Genomic DNA, 1,212 nt, shown 5'->3' with positions numbered 1-1,212 from the left:
TGGGGGTGTTAGAAGATGAGAATTGATGTAGGCGAAGTCTTAGCGACCAAAAATGAGTTGTCACGGACAAAGATGCGCCTTTTAGGAAGTTTGAGTGATGCTAAAATGGCAGCTGATTCAGTCAAAACAAGTAATGCATTGGCAGGTCAAGTAAAAAAAGCCGTTGAAGCAGAATATGCTAACTACAAGATCCCGTTTATCACAGTACTTGAAGAAGCATTGATCGGTCTGGTCAATACCTTTGATCAAAAGATCGATGACTTCAAAGAGATCGTTAAAGAGACTGCAGATAATGCGGTGATCGATACTCAAACGATCGATGAATTAAAACAAACACTTTGTAGAAGGCAAAATGAACTAAAAGAATTGGATGCTTCGTTTAAAAGGACATACAGTAGTGTTTCAGATATCGTCAGTGTGCATGTGCCGAGTATCAATGGGACAGCTAACGCGTTATCCGATACGAGAAAAGTGTATGAGAACACAAAACAACGACTCACACGCTTTGAAAATCAAAATGAAACTTTTAAAAAGATCGATGAACAACTCGAGCTACAGCAAAAAGCGGTCGGTAGTATCGGAACTGAAATTTCTAAGGGCTATGGGACATTAAACACAGGTTCGTATCTATTCAACACTGATTATTTGATAAGTTCACAAAAATTCGACAAGGATATGCGCGCAACAGTGATCAAAAGAAATCCAGCATTGGAGATGTTGAGTGGCACAGATCTAGATACACGAACATTGAACGATATTTCAAAAATGATCGGTGATCTAAAATGGGGCAAAGGTAAATATAAGGTCGCTAAAGATACACAAAAGTATTTGGTAAGTGCATATTTAGTAGCTGCCTTAAAGCAAGATAGTAAAGGCCGGATCGGTTTTAAGACAGCAGAAGAGTTGTACAAAGAAATAGAAAAACATCTCCCAAAAGCTGCCCGAGAAAAGTTAGAAAAACCTTTGAAGAAGCTGATCGAGCATTTGGATAACAAGTATATCGTCAAAGCATTTCAAACCTCAAAATCAGGGCTATCCAAGAAAAACATGCGTGTTTTGATCGATATCAAAGCTAATGTCGTCAAAGGCGGTGAAAAATTAGCCAAACAATTGTATATCTACGATACTAAAAAGATCGTATCTCCTCAGCAAAAAGGCAGCTTGAAAGTCAAAGACTATCTCAAAGAAGCCAAGAGCAGTGCCTTAAAAGAG

At 38.4% G+C, this 1,212-nt stretch carries 1 protein-coding gene; it reads left to right on the top strand.

All coding sequences use genetic code 11. From position 1 onward, the window contains the following. Nucleotides 1-15: 15 nt before the first annotated feature. A partial coding sequence (locus tag Q9Q35_RS03255; protein WP_304652112.1) for a T7SS effector LXG polymorphic toxin occupies nt 16-1,212 on the top strand: 1,197 nt, incomplete at its 3' end.

Origin of the sequence: uncultured Ligilactobacillus sp. (genome assembly GCF_948826705.1) — a bacterium.
Classification (GTDB): domain Bacteria; phylum Bacillota; class Bacilli; order Lactobacillales; family Lactobacillaceae; genus Ligilactobacillus.
The sequence above is the reverse complement of the archived record's forward strand: the minus strand, read 5'-3'. Positions and strand labels throughout refer to the sequence as shown.